Here is a 17839-nt window from a genome sequence, read left to right on the forward strand (position 1 = left end):
AAAAAGCCCCAAATGTTATTGTTGGCGGTTTCGCCGACCGACACCAACCCAAATACTCTGAAGTGTGGATACCGTCTTATGGAGCAAAACCCGCAGTCACAGCTGAAGCTACTTGTCACCCGTGGTAAGGAGCAAGGCTATCTGACCTATGCTGAGGTCAATGACCATCTGCCGGAAGATATCGTCGATTCCGATCAGATCGAAGACATCATCCAGATGATTAATGACATGGGCATACAGGTGCTGGAAGAAGCGCCTGATGCTGATGATTTAATGCTGGCCGAGAACACCACTGATACCGACGATGACGCAGCCGAAGCTGCTGCACAGGTGTTGTCCAGTGTTGAATCCGAAATCGGGCGTACTACTGACCCGGTGCGTATGTATATGCGCGAAATGGGTACCGTTGAGCTATTGACGCGTGAAGGCGAGATTGATATCGCCAAACGCATCGAAGAAGGTATCAATCAGGTTCAATGTTCAGTTGCTGAATATCCTGAAGCTATTACTTATCTGTTGGAACAATATGATCGTGTTGAAGCGGGTGAATCCCGTTTATCTGACCTGATCACCGGCTTTGTTGATCCAAACGCCGAAGAAGACATTGCGCCGACAGCAACTCACGTTGGTTCTGAATTATCCACTGAAGAAATGGATGATGACGACGACGAAGAGGAAGACGAGGAAGAAGAAGAAGACGATAACAGCATTGATCCAGAGCTGGCTCGTCAGAAATTCAGCGAATTACGTGAGCAGTACGAAAGTACGCGCATGGAAATCAAGAAAAACGGCCGTAGCCATGCGAATGCTGCCGCTGAGATTCTGAAGCTTTCTGAAGTCTTCAAACAGTTCCGCCTGGTACCGAAGCAGTTCGACTATCTGGTTAATAACATGCGTGCCATGATGGACCGCGTTCGTACTCAAGAACGTATCATCATGAAGCTGTGTGTTGAACAGTGTAAAATGCCGAAGAAAAACTTCGTTACCTTGTTCTCCAGTAATGAAACTAGCGATACTTGGTTTGCGGCAGCGATCGCCATGGGTAAACCTTGGTCTGAAAAACTGAAAGATGTTTCGGACGATGTTCAACGTAGCTTGCAGAAATTGCGCCAGATCGAAGAAGAAACCGGTCTGACCATCGAACAAGTGAAAGACATCAACCGCCGTATGTCTATCGGTGAAGCAAAAGCCCGTCGCGCCAAGAAAGAAATGGTTGAGGCTAACCTGCGTTTGGTTATCTCTATTGCGAAAAAATACACCAACCGTGGCCTGCAATTCCTTGATTTAATTCAGGAAGGCAATATCGGCTTGATGAAAGCAGTAGATAAATTCGAATACCGTCGTGGTTATAAGTTCTCAACTTATGCAACTTGGTGGATTCGTCAGGCAATCACCCGCTCTATCGCGGATCAGGCACGCACCATCCGTATTCCGGTGCATATGATTGAGACCATTAACAAACTCAATCGTATCTCACGCCAGATGCTGCAAGAAATGGGCCGCGAGCCAACGCCAGAAGAATTGGCTGAACGCATGCTGATGCCGGAAGACAAAATCCGTAAAGTATTGAAGATTGCTAAAGAGCCAATCTCAATGGAAACCCCAATCGGTGATGATGAAGATTCACATCTGGGCGATTTCATTGAAGATACCACTCTGGAGCTGCCGCTGGACTCTGCAACTTCTGAGAGCCTGCGTTCTGCCACTCACGACGTGTTAGCTGGCCTAACTGCGCGTGAAGCCAAAGTTCTGCGTATGCGTTTTGGTATCGATATGAACACTGACCACACTCTGGAAGAAGTGGGCAAGCAGTTCGACGTAACCCGTGAACGTATCCGTCAGATAGAAGCTAAGGCATTGCGCAAACTGCGCCACCCAAGCCGCTCTGAAGTGCTACGCAGCTTCCTTGACGATTAATCGTCAGTCGCAGTGATAAGCACAAAAAACCCCGACGTGTAATACATGCCGGGGTTTTTCTTTTTTGTCGAAGACTAAGTATTCTGCTGTTATTGTCTAATATCTCACGGTTATTTACGTAAAAAACCTTAAATTTGTGCATAAAACATCCATCTAGTTCTTCAGCTCTAGACCGCGGGATAAAAACTACCGTATAATCAGCGCCCAAGTCTGGCCCCTTAGCTCAGTTGGTTAGAGCACGCGACTCATAATCGCTTGGTCACTGGTTCAAGTCCAGTAGGGGCCACCAAATAAAACAAGGAGTTAGATGAGAAATCGTCTGACTCCTTTTTCGTTTTATACGAATCGGGTCAGGTAATGGGTCAGGTAATGGGTCAGGTAAGGAATTGCTTCCCTGCCCTCTTCATCTCGCTGCCAGCATCCCCGGATAGTGCTTCGCCACGATATCATTCATCTTTTCTGTCAGATCACACCGCTTAAAAGTGATGTGCGCGGTTCCTTTCTGGAAGTAACGTATACTGAAAAAATCATCTTCGTAGAGATCCTTCGAAGGGTTGTCCCGAATATGCTCCATCAACCGTGTAGTGACATCGCCACGATTGTCAGGTATCGGTTTACCATCGAGCAGAAACAACATTCTCTCCAGGTCCGCTAGTTGATCCCGTCGCCAACCCCAGTTCAAACTAAATCCCCAGCGATTGTGATTCACCAGATTGTTGACGATGATTCTCTTATTGAAGCTACAAGGACTATTGGTTTTGTAATCCCATGACAGTCCTTTGAATACATTAATAATACCACGCTCAAAGACATCCATTTTGTTCAGATGTAGCTGCTCAAAAGTACTGAGGATATTCGCCTCGCTGATGGCAGGCAGATCCCCTTCCTCCAGGTTCTTATGCCACTGGTCACGAGCCTGAGCATCCATCAATGCCATCATGCCGGATTTCAACATCAAGTCTCGCCAGATACTACGGTCAATATTGCGGGTGACAGCAGGCAGCGCTTTATCTACCTTTTCGGTCATCCAGCTGTCGTAACGGTGCCCGGCTTTCATCGCCCAGTCTTGCGCTGTACCACCGCCAATTTCTGAGGTTAGCCGTGAAATCGAATCAAGCTGCTGAATGAGTTGTTCTATCTGTTTCAGTGCGGTATCACGGCCAGTGACCACACGTTCAATATTGGTCGAAAGGATAAGTTCGTTGTGATCTGTTAACACGTCGGGTTCTGTTTGCATCGTTAATCTTCCGTAAAAGCAAACACGCCTGCCGAAAGTGGCAGGCGCATTATGCGTTGAATAAAAAAGGTGGAAAGCGCAGAGGTAAAAATCAGGAATGAGGCTCGAAGAATTTACGTATTCATTAATCCGGTAGCTCGCTTTGCTCTGAGAATATCGGTAGCGGTCAGGAACGGTGTCTGCTCCTGCCATGTAAACCCTTTACGGTCAGTGCGTATCAGTTCATAGCGTTCCACAAGGAAATTCACCGCATCAGCAAGCGTTATTCCCGCTTCGATGTGCTCATGAATAGCTGAATCATCGTGGAATGGTGTATCGTTGAGTGTGAGGCCGTAATGGTGTTCCAGTAGATACGTTAACAGTTGTTGCCACACCTGGATGGGAGACAGGCGTGATGAAACCGGCATCGTGGCCGGTACAGTTGAGATATGCATGAGTTGAGTCTCTCAATAAAGGAAGAAAATGTTTGAAGGATTACGATGCAGGGATTATGTTAAAAATCAGGCTTTAACCAGATTTGAGGGATAAATTGCGATATACACATACCCATGACTGCCCAGCGTATCGGCTTCACAGGTCAGCTCGTTACGGTACAGCGCGACGCAGTATGCGCACCGGGGATTCAGCTCACCGGAGAGCAGCATCAATTCCGTATGCGCGACAAAATGCGGAAAGGCTTCATCCAGATCTCGGGCCTGCATCTCGCTGAATGAACCGTTGAATCCTGCCCGGTCTGCCAGAAAATGCAGACGATGACCTTCCTGCACCAGCCGTGCTCCAAAACACGGCGTGATCTCTCGTTTAAGACCCAAGGCTGGGGTAGCGTCGTTATTCATCATTTTATTCCTGTTAAATAAGGCCATGTTCGGCGAATGAGAATATTTGCCTGCCGCCGACAATCAGGTGGTCGGGAACCCGGATTTCCACCAGCATCAGCGCCTGTACCAGACGCTGGGTGATGGCTTTGTCTGCCTGGCTCGGAGCAACCTCCCCGGATGGGTGGTTATGGGCAAATATCACTGCTGCCGCGTTAAAGTACAGGGCGCGTTTCACCACCTCGCGGGGATGGACTTCAGTGTGACTGATAGTGCCAGTGAATAGCGTTTCGTGGGCAAGCAACTGGTTCTGGTTATTGAGGTACAGCACGACAAATTCTTCACGCTCAAGAGTTCCCATTTTTAGCCTGAGCCAGTCGCGAGTTACCTGTGTGGAGGTGAATGCCATACCCGGTTCACGCAGGTGTTGTTCAAGCAGAACCAAGGCTCGCTTAATGGTACGCAGTGCCGGTAACGGCAGTTCAGGTGTAAAAAGAGTGATTTGTTTATCCATAGCAAATCTCCTTAATTAAAGGTGGTAAGGATGGCACTGGATTCGGTTCGGCAGACATAATGGCTGTATTCGAGCAGGCAGATGGCAATATGAGTGCGAAATGCATGAGGAAACGAAGCCAAAATGACCCAGTAGTTCATACCCAATCACAGTGTTAAAAATAAAAAACCCCGCTATCCAATGAGGATGCGGGGGATGCATGGGAATAATATCTATCTGAAAAAATTTAGAAAAAATGGATTTATTCCGAGACCTATTATGAAATTTTTTCGTTCAGATACTTCTCGGATATGATCGTCTGCTGAGTGCCAGGAGCGGACGTTGGGCGTTGTGGTAAATGCCTGATAATTTCTTCTTTTACTAGCACAAGCCGCTGGATAAATTCCCAAGTCTCCAGCTTATGTAAATTCAAGAACAACTAGCGTACTGGCTGTATAAAGTTTGCCGGACGCAAATTTATTGATTTCAGAAAAACCTTTTGAAATAGAGGTACATCAGCGTTAGTTTGGTATGGGTAAAAATCAGGAAAGGAGGCAGAAAAATGTTCGACTTGCGGGCAAAAAAGCCTTCTATTAAATTGTTAAGGCTTTATGAAGATCGTACATTACGAATCGAATGCACCATGGGTAGGGAAAATGAAATGTCCAAACCCTAAGTGTGGGAGGGAAACTCCTGCTTGGCAATCAAGCGGTATGAGCGATAGTTGCCCACATTTTTTCTGTGATACTTGCTCGAATGTAATCCACAGAGAACAAGATCATGCACTGCTCTATGAGTATGAAGCTAACCAAGAGCTCTTGGATCAAATAGCGGCAACTCTTCCAAATTGTCCTTGTCGCGGCAGGTTTGTTCCTGGAGCAAACCCAAAGTGCCCGAGCTGCAAAACCGAATACGCCCACCAATGGGATGCTGTGAAAAGATTAAATGTACCTTTTATGCCAATCTTGGATGGCTCCTGCTTGATTCGGGGTAGGTTGTATTCGTATGAAGTATGTATTGGCTCTAAACCCAAATACTGGTGGCGTTTGTTCGCAAATACCTTAACAAGTTTAGGCAAGGGACGCTCCTGACGTCGCGCCCCTGCTAAAAGCGTTAGCCGTTCTCTAGCCCTTAACCAGATAAGGAAATAATCGTATGAGTTCAGAATTGATTGCAAAACCTGGAACAGGGTTGCTTTCCACAGATACAACAAAATTTGAAGGATATTTAGCCTATCTTGGTTTGCCGACCGAAAATATAATTGCCTCTCTCCCTGAGCGCCAAACTATTGAAAAAAATCTCCCCGCATTCATAGAATCTTTACCTGTTGAGGTAAAAAGAGATGCGCGATATTTATCAAAGTTCGTTGCTGGTGCGGCTATAGGACTATTTGACGCATCGTTGAATTATGTTTGGAATGAAGTTGTAATGAATTTAAGGGAAAAAGTGGTAGTTTATGGTCTCGATATGTTCTTTGATGCCGCAGTCGGCGGAGGACGTAGAGAGCTTTATTCTACCGAAGAAGATCTTTCTGGTTTAAAAGACAACACCCTTATTAATACATGCCGCAAACTTGAATTAATATCTGACATTGTTTACACCAAGCTCAATCATATATTGACTATGAGGAATGACATTGGTGCGTCGCACCCAAATTCATACTCCATAAATGCTTTTGAACTTCTTGGCTGGCTCCAAACATGCGTTCAAGATATTTTGAACGACAAACCGTCTGCATCTGCTATACAAATAAAATCATTTATTGAGAATCTAAAAAAATCCACTGATGTCCTTGATGAAGCCACAATTCAAAGCATGGAAAGACCTTTGAATGATCTTTCGCTTCAGAATACTGACAATCTACTCAATAGTATTTTCGGCATGTATACAACTGATTCAACAGGAAATGTTGTCAGAAAAAATATCGCTCTTTTTGCTCCGCATATTTGGAATAAAAGTAGTGAGAACGTCAAATACAAGCTCGGCGTGACGCTAGACGGATACAAGAACAACCTCCATAAAGAGAAACATGCTTTAGGTATTGAGTTTTTTACGTTTTGTAATGGTAATCGTTATCAATCATTAGACTCTAGAATTATATCACTGGACGGCCATGCCGATGATCTCTTAGAGGCTAGGTATACTTGGGATAACTTTTATAATGAACCCCCTCATATGCGGAAGATTCTTTCGTATTTAAAGACTGAAAACGACATCCCATCAGAGAGGGTTCATAAGCTTATTAAAACAGTTTTGATTTGCCGTGTTGGTAAAGGAATACCATATAATACTGGTGTTTCTCCGGCGGGGCGACCTTTGTATGATCAGTTTTTTGGCATGCTTGGCGATCAAAATATTATCAATACAGTTATAGCAATGCACTCTAATGAAGTGCGAGTGAATTTAGACAATAAATACTGCCAGCAACATATGGTAAGCGTTTTAACTTTGTTAAGAGCCAATGCTCGTAGCGAAAGAATTCAAGAAATTATAGATTTTTTGATCGCCAACCAAACGATCCTCCCTAAAGTACACAGCGATAAGAGATATAGAGACCTAACTAAGAATCACATCAGTTTCGGCTAACAAAGCGCTGCGCACGGACTAAATTACGCTGCGCTTCATTTAGCCGGTGAGCGCGGCGTTAGTGTAAGCCTCAGCAACGGCGAACCAAGTCACCATGAAAAAATTCTTGAGGAACATCTAATTTCATTAAATGAATCGCGAAAACTGTTTGGTGCAGTTTAGATATAACAACTGGTTCAAACCGTTCGCTTCGCTCACTGGGACGGGCTAAAGCCCGCCCCTTAATCAAACGTTAATGTCTGCAATTCGCTCAATGCAGACCTGGCAGCGCTATAGGCGGTCCGCTCCGTATTTTGTTTCGCGAGTTATATTTTTTGCGGTTGCGTATTGAAAAAAAGATGAACAGTACCTATTTCAGTATTTCCCGTGCTAATGGTTTTTCCTTTTCAGGAGTACCCTTACGTGAATGCGAAAAAAAAGGCGGATGATTCGAGTGGGCGTTTTAACACTAGCCCTGAAGTGAAAATTCTGGTCTGGATCCGTGCAGCGGGTCATTGTGAACTCTGCGGAACCGATCTGACCCATGATTTTCGTATCGGTACGCCGATGAAATGGGGAGAAGTGGCCCATATTCTTCCTGCCAGCCCGAAAGGCCCCAGGGGAAACGCCACACACAGCGAAGAAGAGGCCCTGGCACTGACGAATGACAGCGAGAATCTTATGCTACTGTGTCCGGGATGCCATGACCGGGTTGATCGTGACGGCGATAATTATCCCGAAGACGATCTTAGCGGACTTCACTCTGCCTGCCTGACCAGAATTCGCCTAGCGGCTTCCACGCCCGGGGAGGAACGCGCCATACCGGTTATCATTCAAAGCCAGCATCATCAGACTCTGGTTGCAATTCCTGCGCAGGCCCTTCTTACCGCAATGTCTGCAGAAGGGCTGACGGCACAGTGCCATCCGGTTACGGTTGTGTTCCCTGAGCCCAGTTCACGGGGAAGGGATGCGGGTTACTGGCAGGCGATTAAGGATTTAATCACTGAAAAACTCGAGGCCGGGCTTGCCCGCCGCGGGGGGCAATTTGGCGATAAGCCGGCTCTGGCCATGGTTGGGCTTGCGGATATTCCGGCGTTGTTTTTCCTCGGCCAGACCATTGGCGACCGCTATAAACGCTTTCAGTATTCATTTAACAGGGAACATATATTGCGCTGGCCGGATACAGATGCCCTGCCGCCGGCGTTTATCTCTTCTGAACTTCCGCAAGGTGAGGGGCCAGTTGCTCTGGTGCTGTCTCTTTCCGCAGCGGTACCGCGAGGCGATGTTACCGCCGCACTGCCGGGTGCCCGGATTGTAGAATTCACTGTACCTGCACCCAGCTACGCCATGGTGACAAACCGCAGGGTCATCCATGCGTTCAGAGATGAGCTGCAGAAGCTGCTCAGTCAGTTAGAAGCCACCACGACCCAGGCCATTCATGTTTTTGCCGCGGTGCCTGCTGCGCTGGCCATTGAATTTGGGGCTTTGCTGACGACCCAGCATCAGCATCCCTACATCATCTTTGACCGTGACAAAAATAACGCAAACCAGTTTCGCCCCATGCTTAGCATCGGATGTACAGAGGAGCAACGTCCATGAGTAACGAACAGACTAAACACCGCAGCTGGGAGTATTTTCTTCTCCGTGCAGCCCGAAAAATTTCGTTATCAGCAGCACAGTACAGCGTTATTGATGCTCGCTACTCTCAGCTGGAAAAAATTCTTTCTGCTGCCGATGATCCCCTGCTGGCGGATGCCCATATTTTTCCCCAGGGTTCTATGCGTCTTCAGACAACGATTAACCCGGTGCCTGGGGCGCCAGCAGATCTCGGGACAATTGATGCAGATGCGATTGTCTGGTTACCCCATGCCAGAGGGATCGATGCCCGGACTGTATTAGAGGTCATTGAACGTCGTTTCCAAGAGGGCAGTAGGGTTCAGGAGGATATTCAACAACTTCGTCGCGGTGTCAGGATTGTTTACGCCGATGAAAATCCGGGTTTCCACATTGATGTCACACCTGCACGTCCCTGCCATAATAATGAGCAAAGCGACGGACTGGGCATGCTCGAAGTACCCGACAGGGAGTACGGCTGGAAGGCAAGTAGTCCCATTCCTTATGCAGACTGGCTGCATGATGCGTCAAAGCAGGACATCATGCTTGAACATGTTGTTGAGTTTAATAAAAGTCGTGCAGCAATGGACTCTGCGACCCAGGCCCCGCTGCCTGAATATAAAGAATATCAAAAAGACGATCCGTTACGTGCGAGCATTAAACTGATGAAAAGGCACAGGGATGAATGGGCGATCAGGACGAAAAATGAAGGATACCGGCCTATTTCGGCAGTTATCACCACGCTTGCAACTCACGCTTATCTGGATGTTGTCGCGCAGTCAGAATATACCGCCTTCACCCCGCTTCAGGCTATCCTGGCAATCGTGAACAGGATGCCTGACCATATTCACCGTTACAGTAATGAGTATTACGTCTGCAATCCTGAAGATAACGGCGAGAATTTTGCGGAAAAATGGAATCGTCCGGATGAAGGTTATAAATACGTTGATGCCTTTAATAAATGGCATGCGAGTGCCCGCTCGGCGCTGATGCTGGGGCTCGACAGCCACGCGTCGACAGAAACCTTTGCGAAGGCGGTCCAGGAGCAGTTCGGTATTGGTACGACATTCGTTCGCGAAGTTAACGAAAGCATTCCGGCAAACTGGACGATGCCCGGGCGGCAAGACGGTGTGACACGGAACTCTGTCGCAATGGGATCTCTATTCGGGAGTTCAGTCAGCAGTAACCAGTCTCAGGAAAATGTTGCACCTGTCGGGCGACTCGGCTGATATGAAGGATGAGATGATACAACGCGGCATTTCCGCCCTTAAAGACTGTCTGGGCGCGGACAATGCTTCGGCTCTTCTCAGGCCCGCTGAACTGCGGGTCGGTGAGGCGGCCGCCTTTGATTTTCCTTTACCCGTTGATTACACCGGCCTTGAGCGAAGACTACGGATTGGTTTTCCCAACGGTTTCCCGTCTGAATCCCCTAGCCTTCAGGTTGAACCTTCACCGTGGTTAGTCTGGCCCCATGCCATGGCGTCCGGGTTGTGTCTCCATGGATTCAGGGAAAAGCCCGTTACGGGCTCGCCTGAGAAAATTGTTCAGGACAGCTTGTCCCGTTTTGCGAGCATTGTGTCTTTTTCTCTGGAAAACGCAGATCCTGCACGGCGGGAGGCGGAGTTTCAGAATGAAATTTCCACTTACTGGCTCTGGCAGCTTAAACGATCGGCACGTAACTTGATTCTTCTGGGGGAGCCTGAATCGGGTTCAGTTTTGTATGTTGTAAGCGATCCGAGGTATATCGGACATACTGGTCTCAACCCGGTATGGGTTTCGTCTGACAAGAACGCTATCCGCCAGCATTTCAGACGTGCCACTGGCCGTTCGGTTGTGATAAGAAGCCCCCATGAAGCAGGTTTCTTTGTCAAACTGACGTCTTTCCCTGGCATTAAGGTGCCTGAACCTCACGAGTTTCTCGAATGGCTTGCTCCCCATATTTCTGAAGAATCCCTGGCCGCGATGTCTGAATGGTCAGAAAAGAGTAGTGCTTTACTTTCCCGATGGGTTGTCATGGCATTACCGGGTGGGGACGGGGCGGCAAGATTTACTGTTAACCTGTGCACCAGAAAGAAGGAAACAGATCGTACACATTTTTACGGCCTGAGATCCTCACGCCGTCAGTCCGGGTTAAAGAAAGAAGGACCTCCGGCCAGTATTCTGTCATCGCGTGTGAACATTATTGATCGTGGGGCATTTTTTTCACGGGATCGAAGTAACACAGCAAAAACACTTGAGAACTCGCATGTTGTCTTTGTCGGTGTAGGGTCGCTGGGATCTGCTGTGAGTATTCAACTCGCCAGGGCCGGTCTGGGCAGGCTGACCCTTATCGATCCTGACAGGCTGGAGTCACCCAATCTGGGGCGGCATATGCTGGGTGCTGAGGATTTAGGCAAATTTAAGTCTCAGGCCATGCGCCATCGTCTGCTTCAGGATCTGCCTGTGCTTGATGTCACCGCGCTGGATACATACATCGAATGGGTTATTGGTCAAAAACCCGATATTTTCGAGGATGTTGATCTGGTTATTATCACGACAGCTGACTGGGAATCAGAGTCTGCCCTTTGGGAAAAGAAAGCCTCCGGAGCGAAATGGGGGCTGATACAGGCCTGGAGTGAACCGCATACACTTGTCGGGCATGCACTGATCGCACCTGAAGGCCGCTTTGATGCAAGATATCTTTTTAGCGATAGAGGTGACTTCAGGCACCGGTTTACCGACTGGCCGGATGGAGGCGTTGTGCCTCTTCCTGCCTGTGGTGAAAGTTTTATACCGGGAGGCTCGGCGGGAATGAATGGTGTTGCAACAATGGTCACTCAGGCCGCAATACGTTACCTGACGACTGTAGGGGATGTCACTCAATGGCATTCCAGTGTGTATCGCCCTGATGAGGCCGGAGTGTTGGGGGGACGCTATACGGGACCTGTACTTCCTGAAGGAGTTGTCCAGAGTGTTTTTGAACGTAACTGGCCGAAACCCGGGCAAAACGCATGAATGAAATAGCATGGCGCTGGGCCTGGCCGGATATGAATGCGGAGATGCAGGTTGGGCGGCAGGTCTCTGAGATGTTCGGTCACTACCGGCAGTCACAGGGAGAAAATGAGCGAGGCGGGCAGCTGTTTGTCGATCCCGCCCATCCCGGCGGCATTGTACTGTGTCATGCTTCAGCGCCACATCCTGCGGACCGCGCTGGCAGAACGTGGCTCGAACTGAACAGCGATCGCTGCCGCACTGAAATCGAGAACGCAAACAGGAAGGGATTGCGCTTGGTTGGATACTGGCATACGCATCCGCAGGCAATTCCTCACATCTCAGGGACTGACATTGCCAGTTTTGCGCGATTCGCGAGGCAAAATGCACGTGATCTTCCCCATCCCGTGGCGGTGATTGTCGGCACGTCACCATCGACCACAGGCATTAAAGCCTGGATATTTCGGGAGGGCAGGTATCAGGAGGCAGTGTATACAGCATCCTTGTCACGGCCTTAACGGACCCAATTCATCAAGACCCTTTATTTTGCATCAACGCAAAAAGCTCTGCCTGAAATAATGCATCATCCAGAGCATTATGACTGGGTCTTCCTTTGGCAGATAAACGCTGTGTCATCATTGATGATTTGGTCTCAGACCACGTACAGCCTGTTGCCCCCATAAAGTAAGCTTTAATATCTAATGCACTGAAGCCAAATGGGTTGTTCCCCGTATATTTATGGAAGTAGTAATTGATGAATGACCAGTCAAAGGGGGCATTCAGTCCCGTAAAGACCGGCTTCTGGCTCGGTTGAAGGTGGGATGTGAGCCAGGTGGATAACTGAAGCATGGCGTCCGCGGGGGCTATGCCGGTGGTAGCCAGTGCCTGAAGGTTAAATCCCGTCACTGCCAGCGCCTCAGGATCAAAGCCAGTGCAGTCAGGCTTCAACTCGGCATAAAAACGCACGTCGGGCGCATGCACCAGACAGGCCCCAATGGAAAGCAGACTAAATAATCCCGGAACCGGGCCGGATGTTTCAATATCGACTGAAACGAAAATCTCGCTAGCATTCATAATCACTCCTGCGATTGAGAGCACTGCTATTCGGTTTGTAAAAGAAAACGATACGCTATTACCGGTGGTATGTATCTACCACACCACCCTTTCTTTAAGTAATGCCTTCATCAGACTAAAACCATATGCAAACTTCCGCTGTTCGCTCTTAGCAGGCTTTATAACCAGAAGCGGATACATTTACCTGAAGAAATAAAGTGACAACTGCGCTCGTGGTTCGGAAGTGCTAAGGATATCGGTGGATACTAAGCGACAAAAAAAGAAACCCCGGCTGCAGGAGGCAATCAGGATTAGTAATGCCACGAGTGCGGAACCCGCTACCTGTAAAATGTGAATGTATGGATTGAATTTCATATTCTTTCTTTAATGAAAGTTAGCGTGTTTTCTTCTGCTGGCTCAGATATCACGCACGCCTTAAATACAAAAAAGCCCCTGTTGCGTGAGCAACAGGGGCTTTGTATATTTTGTGTCGATAGCAGTATCAGTATCCGGTTTTAACTTTATACATCAGCAATATTTTGCTGCCCCGGATAACCTTCACATACAGGCCGTTATCCTTCGCACCACGCACGAAACTGGCCTTCACATCACCCTGACAGTCACCGCCACCGTAGGGCACATTGATGCCGGTCTCATGTACCAGGTCGATAACACCAAAATTATTATCAGCACAGGCAGTGCCCGGCCAGTCCTGAATCAAAGCAAATTTATGGTCGTCACTGACACCGGTCAGCGAGCAGACGGAGCTATTGATATCGTTTCCCTGACACCAGTACGACTCGCCCGGGTTGTCTTTATCCATCAGTTGTTCAGGTAACTGTGCTGCACTGGCGGTAAAAGACAACACAACGGCGGATACTGCAGTAATCATCTTGAACATTGTTTACTCCCTGAATCATCAGTGGTGCATGGCTACGCAGATTTGTTCTGTACCAGTCATGATTAAAAGCGTTTATAGCGAAACAGCTCTTTGCCCTGGTACAGCACCACCAGGTCGTCGTAATCTGGCTTTTTGTGATTGGGCATAAAGGTGGCAATCGTTCCGGGACGGCACAGGTCTTTTACGGTGACACCAAATTTCTGGTCTGGAGTAATGGTGAAACCTTTTGACGCTTCATCGCGCCGGATGCTTATCCAGCCCCATAACCCACCCTCGCAGTCTTTAAGCGGTGCGGAACGTACGGTCACCATTCCACTACTGCGATCAGCAAACATAGCTTCGCATTTCCCGGTAACCTGACGGTGTGCATCACACCAGAAAATATTGCCGCTTTTATTGTTTACCGCAGCAGGTAATACCCGGTTGTAAGGCGCCCCCTGCACCGTGGCGCAAGTCAGCAGACTGACTGCTATCAGCAGCGTTCTGAACAAGCAGCGTTCTGAACATTGGTTTCATGATAATTTCCTTTAAAGAGAAGCCATCGGTTGAAGGCCGATGGGAATACATTAGGCCACCAGCGTCAGGAACAGCATCACCAGCCAGACCCAGAAATAAGCTGATTTCTGCCCCAGTGATTTAGCCCGTCGCCAGAGATAGAACGGCACCAGCCACGCCAGCTTGCCGAAGGCTGTCGTATCCACCCCGGCCTTACGCAGACGTCTTTCATCCAGGTAGCCCAGAGAGATATTGAGCAGCAATGTAATAAACCAGTACTGTCCACCCGATACGGCGTCATAGGCCTCCTCAAAACCCATACCGCTCAGTCCCACCGTCCACAGTTCAAGCGCGTAGCCAATGAACGGGGCAAAAGCCAGTGTCCAGACGACACCACCCGGAATGCGGTGCCCCGGCAGTGCTGGTGGTGTAATGCAATGCGCCAGCGCGACCGTCAGCGGGGTTGTGGATAAGGGTTGCCAGTCTGACATTCCCGGCTTCCACACCAGTGTGGAGGCGGTAAGTTCGCCGCGTTTAACACGCTCCATCATTTCCTCTTCGGTGATACCGTCGTGACGGATGCCATTTTTCTCGTAATGCCAGTTCATGATTCTCCTTATCTCTGAAATACCGGCACAGGCCGGAGGTTGATTAAGCAGCACTGCCCGCTGAGCTTCTGTCAGGAGAGGTCAGTAACAGGGCTTCGCGAATGAAACTAAAGTGAGGAAGTGCGTGGATGAAAGCAGGCTGACTGGTCAACTGGCTGATGGTTTTTCTGGGTGTAAAAGTGGTGTTCAGCACTGTGACGGCGTGAATATCTGTCAGCGGATGGACCGTGATATGCCCCCGAAACTCACCGGCCAGATACCAGCAACCTGACTGCGAAATCAGACGGTACGGGGCCAGGCTCTCACAGCGTTGCCCCTCGGCCAGCAGCGTCACCCGCTGGCGGGAGGTAATGGCGGTTACCAGTCGGTAAAACACCAGTGAGCCGGAAGGACTCACCCCATGTGGCAGTTGCCACACCAGACAGGGTGCATCATCCGACGCCAGCAGGGCACTGACCAGTCTGCGGTCAAAGCCCGGAAATACATCAGCGAGACCGGTGCGGTGAGCAAAGGTCAGCACATCCAGTTCACCCTGTGCGCCGTTACCGCCAGTACGCAGACGACAGAGACCCTGACGGTACTCCAGGTCCAGATACATCAGCCGCTCTCGAAAATCCCGCCGTAGGGTGCGAACTGACACCCCGAACTCGACGGCAAGCTTCGTCACATTCAGGGTTTCGCCCGCCACCAGGCGACCGATGATGAGTGACAGTCTGACCGCCAGCCGGTCATGGCGACGTTCTGCCTGTGTCATAGAAGATTCTCCGTGAAGGATTAACTGACTGAAATTAATGTGATTACTTTACAGAGGGGGGCGGACAGGGAATGGACACTGCGGGAACTATTTTTTGCATCTGCATTATGCGAGAACGGACGCGGTCTACAGAAGCATTAGACTGTTTTGCAAACAATCCCATTGAGGGGTAACGGACAGGTTGTGTCCATTATTAACGCAGCGATAACAATACCAGGGTTATGAAGAGTACAACTCGCTCCGTTACAGTTGCTCAAGCAGGGTTTCCGCCATCACCCACAGGGCACGATTAAGCTTCACATCGCCATCTATGCCACGAACCGCACGGGTATGGGTTCGTCCACCTTTTGCACTACGACCACTTAACCCGCCTTTAATCAGGTTTTCCTGGATACGCTGATAGGTGGTCCATAGGTCATCACTGTAATCCTCGTAACGACGGGGAGTCAGAACCTGCGCCTCAGTTACTGGCTGGTGGTCCTCGCCGAAGCGATAAGTGATAGCGGCTTTTGCCAGTGCCTGACGGGCCGGAGGTGGCAGCATCAGCGACTGCATTGCATCGCGCTTTTCCTCTACCTGGTCAAAAATTCCCAGTACCTCATACGCCCCTTCAATCACCTGACTCACCACGTCTCCCTTGTGCGGAACGCGCACCTCGCCAAATGTCTCACCGCAAATCAGCCCATTCTGGCAAACCTCACGAAACAGCCCCGGCAGCATCTGGTATGAACTGGAGCCATCGTGGGAATTCAACAGAATGATTTCCGGTACCTGCTTGCCGGTAATCTGACCCTCACGGCGCAGGCGCAACATGTGCTTGGTGTGCTCCCGGCGTTCCGGGTCACGAACACGGGTCTGACAGGCAAAGAACGGCTGAAAGCCTTCGCGCTGTAGGCTGTCGAGCAGGGAAATTGTGGGAATGTAGGTATACCGTGCGCTGCGTGAAGCGTGTTTATCTTCGCTGAAAACACTCGGAACCGCGCGAAACAGCTCTTCACGGGGTAAAGGGCGATCACGACGGATAACATTAGCTGCGCCAAAGCGCGAAGCCAGACGGGTCATAAGCAGACTCCTTACGGAAATTAAATAAAGGAAAGCTCTGTCGCACAGGCGACAGAGTTCAGGGAATAGCAAAGAGTTGAAGAAAATTCAGAAGAAGAAACTCCAGACAGCACGGGCGACAGATACTACCGTATCGCGTACAGTCTGAATGATGGTCCGAACCGGGGCCGGTATCAGTGGCATAGCGCTTACTGCGTCCAGCACCGAGCCTACCGTTTCCCCAAAATCATCACAGGCTTTTTTATTAACGGCATCGGTACGAAGTGGCGCACTGAGCTGGGATACGACCGAGCTACTCGCCTCGCGTGGCAGGCAACGAATCATCCGTTCAGTCATCACCCGCAGTCCCCACTGTAATCGGACCGACACCGCACAGACTGGATTTACCGGCTGGAACAGCTCATGCAACAGGCCGATTTTGCGGCTGATATTTTTCTTCTGCTCCGTGGAGAGTTTATTGTCACTACTGGTGGGTTCGACTTTATCTGCCTGACTGATAACAAACAGCACCTTATGCCGGTATGCCTCGCCAATCACCTTGTGATAAAAGTGCTCATCCACTGCCAGCGCCCGGTCATCAGCCTTAATCAACCACAGCACTAGGTCCAGTCGAGGAAGCTGTTCACGGTAAAGAGCAGCATATTCGGTATCACGTGCACCGCTTTCCCCGATTCCAGGCAAATCCATCAGTGTCATAAACCGCCCTCCAACCTGAAAACGAAAACGCAGTGGTTCACGGGTACAGGCTGCTACGTCGCTGACTGGTGATACCTCACCGGCAAACAGTGCATTGCACAGACTGGATTTACCAGTCCCGGTTTTGCCCATAATGCCTATTACGGGCTCGTAGTCGGTTAACTGGTTTATTTGCTGCAGAATCCGCTCTGATGCCCACTGTGGCAGACCAGAAAGCGATTGCCGAAACGACTTCAAACCTTCAGAATTGTTCATTGCTACTCCGCTGAAAAATAATACAAAAACGGCAGGATCGTGAGATTCTGCCGTTGATCAGGTATGTTCAGAAGAATGATATATATCTGAAAATAATTTGAAAAAGGTAAGCGTTAAGCCACTGCGCCTTTGATCCCGCTCCCTGAGTAGTTAGGTTATCTTGGCCCCCTCCTCCGCAAACCAGATCAGTGGATAAGAGCAAATTGCCCGAGGGGCATTGGGTATTGGGTATTGGACAGCAAGGTTTTATAGTTGGCTAGCATCAATCTAACGGTATAGAAACATCAGCCAATATGATGACTGTCTATGTTTGAGACATCATTTCTTGCTGTTACATAAGTATTATTGCATGATTATCATCAATTTGATTACAACCATGGCACTTTATGGATTACCGTATTCAA

The 17839-nt window shown here is 49.1% G+C and carries 17 protein-coding genes and 1 tRNA gene; 7 read left to right on the forward strand and 11 right to left on the reverse strand.

Features of this window, described 5'->3' with window-relative positions; translation table 11 throughout:
• Positions 1-78: 78 nt before the first annotated feature.
• Positions 79-1917 (forward strand): RNA polymerase sigma factor RpoD, encoded by a 1839-nt coding sequence (gene rpoD, locus YROHD0001_RS09705; protein WP_004714524.1) that lies wholly within the window; start codon positions 79-81, stop codon positions 1915-1917.
• 212 nt (positions 1918-2129) lie between these two features.
• Positions 2130-2206, forward strand: a tRNA-Ile gene (locus YROHD0001_RS09700).
• Between the two features lie 114 nt (positions 2207-2320).
• Here the strand turns inward: YROHD0001_RS09700 and YROHD0001_RS09695 are convergent.
• From YROHD0001_RS09695 to radC, 4 genes are all read right to left on the reverse strand, one after another.
• Positions 2321-3154: a DUF4942 domain-containing protein gene (locus tag YROHD0001_RS09695; RefSeq protein ID WP_004714525.1), complete on the reverse strand. Its 834-nt coding sequence runs from the start codon at positions 3152-3154 to the stop codon at positions 2321-2323.
• Between the two features lie 113 nt (positions 3155-3267).
• A complete protein-coding gene (locus YROHD0001_RS09690) occupies positions 3268-3588 on the reverse strand; it encodes a TA system toxin CbtA family protein (RefSeq protein WP_032816784.1) in 321 nt (106 codons plus the stop codon).
• A gap of 66 nt (positions 3589-3654) precedes the next feature.
• Positions 3655-3990 carry a type IV toxin-antitoxin system YeeU family antitoxin gene (locus YROHD0001_RS09685; RefSeq protein ID WP_032816785.1) on the reverse strand — a complete coding sequence of 112 codons (336 nt, stop codon included), beginning with the start codon at positions 3988-3990 and terminating at the stop codon, positions 3655-3657.
• A 13-nt stretch (positions 3991-4003) separates the two neighbouring features.
• Positions 4004-4483, reverse strand: a complete 480-nt coding sequence (radC, locus tag YROHD0001_RS09680) for a RadC family protein (RefSeq protein ID WP_004714528.1) — start codon at positions 4481-4483, stop codon at positions 4004-4006.
• A gap of 1134 nt (positions 4484-5617) precedes the next feature.
• On the opposite strand from radC, the gene YROHD0001_RS09675 reads away from it, so the two are divergent.
• The 5 genes from YROHD0001_RS09675 to YROHD0001_RS0117815 all read left to right on the forward strand — a co-directional run bounded on the left by YROHD0001_RS09675 (position 5618) and on the right by YROHD0001_RS0117815 (position 12129).
• The gene (locus tag YROHD0001_RS09675; protein ID WP_004714530.1) at positions 5618-7048 is read left to right on the forward strand and encodes a hypothetical protein; all 1431 of its coding nucleotides are present in this window, start codon (positions 5618-5620) and stop codon (positions 7046-7048) included.
• Between the two features lie 402 nt (positions 7049-7450).
• Positions 7451-8626: an HNH endonuclease gene (locus tag YROHD0001_RS09670; RefSeq protein ID WP_004714531.1), complete on the forward strand. Its 1176-nt coding sequence runs from the start codon at positions 7451-7453 to the stop codon at positions 8624-8626.
• Positions 8623-9870: a nucleotidyltransferase domain-containing protein gene (locus YROHD0001_RS09665; protein ID WP_032816788.1), complete on the forward strand. Its 1248-nt coding sequence runs from the start codon at positions 8623-8625 to the stop codon at positions 9868-9870. The genes YROHD0001_RS09670 and YROHD0001_RS09665 overlap by 4 nt, the downstream gene beginning before the upstream one ends.
• A 1-nt stretch (position 9871) precedes the next feature.
• Positions 9872-11635: a HesA/MoeB/ThiF family protein gene (locus YROHD0001_RS09660; RefSeq protein ID WP_004714533.1), complete on the forward strand. Its 1764-nt coding sequence runs from the start codon at positions 9872-9874 to the stop codon at positions 11633-11635.
• Positions 11632-12129 carry a Mov34/MPN/PAD-1 family protein gene (locus YROHD0001_RS0117815; protein WP_032816789.1) on the forward strand — a complete coding sequence of 166 codons (498 nt, stop codon included), beginning with the start codon at positions 11632-11634 and terminating at the stop codon, positions 12127-12129. The genes YROHD0001_RS09660 and YROHD0001_RS0117815 overlap by 4 nt, the downstream gene beginning before the upstream one ends.
• 13 nt (positions 12130-12142) lie before the next feature.
• Here YROHD0001_RS0117815 and YROHD0001_RS09655 read toward each other — a convergent pair whose 3' ends face one another.
• The 7 genes from YROHD0001_RS09655 to YROHD0001_RS09625 all read right to left on the reverse strand — a co-directional run bounded on the left by YROHD0001_RS09655 (position 12143) and on the right by YROHD0001_RS09625 (position 17435).
• The gene (locus YROHD0001_RS09655) at positions 12143-12685 is read right to left on the reverse strand and encodes a 3'-5' exonuclease (RefSeq protein ID WP_000994210.1); all 543 of its coding nucleotides are present in this window, start codon (positions 12683-12685) and stop codon (positions 12143-12145) included.
• 481 nt (positions 12686-13166) lie between these two features.
• Complete coding sequence (locus YROHD0001_RS09650; RefSeq protein WP_004714534.1) at positions 13167-13556, reverse strand: hypothetical protein; 390 nt, start codon at positions 13554-13556, stop codon at positions 13167-13169.
• 71 nt (positions 13557-13627) lie between these two features.
• Positions 13628-14056, reverse strand: a complete 429-nt coding sequence (locus tag YROHD0001_RS09645) for a hypothetical protein (RefSeq protein WP_032816792.1) — start codon at positions 14054-14056, stop codon at positions 13628-13630.
• A 75-nt stretch (positions 14057-14131) separates the two neighbouring features.
• Positions 14132-14668, reverse strand: coding sequence for a DUF4339 domain-containing protein (locus YROHD0001_RS09640; protein ID WP_004714536.1), 537 nt, complete (start codon positions 14666-14668; stop codon positions 14132-14134).
• A 43-nt stretch (positions 14669-14711) separates the two neighbouring features.
• On the reverse strand, positions 14712-15422 hold the full coding sequence (locus YROHD0001_RS09635) for a DeoR family transcriptional regulator (RefSeq protein WP_004714537.1): 711 nt from the start codon (positions 15420-15422) through the stop codon (positions 14712-14714).
• Between the two features lie 243 nt (positions 15423-15665).
• Positions 15666-16484, reverse strand: a complete 819-nt coding sequence (locus tag YROHD0001_RS09630; RefSeq protein WP_004714538.1) for a DUF932 domain-containing protein — start codon at positions 16482-16484, stop codon at positions 15666-15668.
• 87 nt (positions 16485-16571) lie between these two features.
• On the reverse strand, positions 16572-17435 hold the full coding sequence (locus YROHD0001_RS09625; protein WP_004714539.1) for a GTPase family protein: 864 nt from the start codon (positions 17433-17435) through the stop codon (positions 16572-16574).
• Between the last annotated feature and the right edge of the window lie 404 nt (positions 17436-17839).

Origin of the sequence: Yersinia rohdei ATCC 43380 (genome assembly GCF_000173775.1) — a bacterium.
Lineage (GTDB): Bacteria > Pseudomonadota > Gammaproteobacteria > Enterobacterales > Enterobacteriaceae > Yersinia > Yersinia rohdei.

Bases quoted from the DNA above. Each gene is read 5' to 3' on its own strand.
- YROHD0001_RS09665 (WP_032816788.1), top strand. From the start codon at position 8,623: ATGAGTAACGAACAGACTAAACACCGCAGCTGGGAGTATTTTCTTCTC.
- YROHD0001_RS09695 (WP_004714525.1), bottom strand. From the start codon at position 3,154: ATGCAAACAGAACCCGACGTGTTAACAGATCACAACGAACTTATCCTT.
- YROHD0001_RS09675 (WP_004714530.1), top strand. From the start codon at position 5,618: ATGAGTTCAGAATTGATTGCAAAACCTGGAACAGGGTTGCTTTCCACA.
- YROHD0001_RS09655 (WP_000994210.1), bottom strand. From the start codon at position 12,685: ATGAATGCTAGCGAGATTTTCGTTTCAGTCGATATTGAAACATCCGGC.
- YROHD0001_RS09635 (WP_004714537.1), bottom strand. From the start codon at position 15,422: ATGACACAGGCAGAACGTCGCCATGACCGGCTGGCGGTCAGACTGTCA.
- rpoD (WP_004714524.1), top strand. From the start codon at position 79: ATGGAGCAAAACCCGCAGTCACAGCTGAAGCTACTTGTCACCCGTGGT.
- YROHD0001_RS09685 (WP_032816785.1), bottom strand. From the start codon at position 3,990: ATGAATAACGACGCTACCCCAGCCTTGGGTCTTAAACGAGAGATCACG.
- YROHD0001_RS09660 (WP_004714533.1), top strand. From the start codon at position 9,872: ATGAAGGATGAGATGATACAACGCGGCATTTCCGCCCTTAAAGACTGT.
- radC (WP_004714528.1), bottom strand. From the start codon at position 4,483: ATGGATAAACAAATCACTCTTTTTACACCTGAACTGCCGTTACCGGCA.
- YROHD0001_RS09690 (WP_032816784.1), bottom strand. From the start codon at position 3,588: ATGCATATCTCAACTGTACCGGCCACGATGCCGGTTTCATCACGCCTG.
- YROHD0001_RS09630 (WP_004714538.1), bottom strand. From the start codon at position 16,484: ATGACCCGTCTGGCTTCGCGCTTTGGCGCAGCTAATGTTATCCGTCGT.
- YROHD0001_RS09650 (WP_004714534.1), bottom strand. From the start codon at position 13,556: ATGATTACTGCAGTATCCGCCGTTGTGTTGTCTTTTACCGCCAGTGCA.
- YROHD0001_RS0117815 (WP_032816789.1), top strand. From the start codon at position 11,632: ATGAATGAAATAGCATGGCGCTGGGCCTGGCCGGATATGAATGCGGAG.
- YROHD0001_RS09625 (WP_004714539.1), bottom strand. From the start codon at position 17,435: ATGAACAATTCTGAAGGTTTGAAGTCGTTTCGGCAATCGCTTTCTGGT.
- YROHD0001_RS09640 (WP_004714536.1), bottom strand. From the start codon at position 14,668: ATGAACTGGCATTACGAGAAAAATGGCATCCGTCACGACGGTATCACC.